Annotated in this window: 2 tRNA genes; both read left to right on the top strand. The window is 50.5% G+C overall.

Annotated features, from left to right (window positions below):
* Positions 1-3: 3 nt before the first annotated feature.
* Positions 4-77: transfer RNA gene (locus AC3A54_RS25585), tRNA-Met, on the top strand.
* A 33-nt stretch (positions 78-110) separates the two neighbouring features.
* A tRNA-Ser gene (locus AC3A54_RS25580) sits at positions 111-203 on the top strand.
* Positions 204-295 lie beyond the last annotated feature (92 nt).

The raw sequence follows: 295 nt of genomic DNA, 5'->3' as shown, positions 1-295 counted from the left end.
TTTGGCGGTGTAGCTCAGCTGGCTAGAGCGTACGGTTCATACCCGTAAGGTCGGGGGTTCGATCCCCTCCGCCGCTATTAAAATACTTATATAATTTTTTAAAAAAAAATGGAGGAATACCCAAGTTTGGCTGAAGGGATCGGTCTTGAAAACCGACAGGCGGGTTAAACCGCGCGGGGGTTCGAATCCCTCTTCCTCCGCCATTTTTTCTAATATTAATATGTGGAGGGGTAGCGAAGTGGCTAAACGCGGCGGACTGTAAATCCGCTCCCTCCGGGTTCGGCGGTTCGAATCC

It is taken from the genome of Neobacillus sp. Soil_C_43, assembly GCF_057656715.1.
This window is presented reverse-complemented; position numbering and strand designations above follow the sequence as displayed.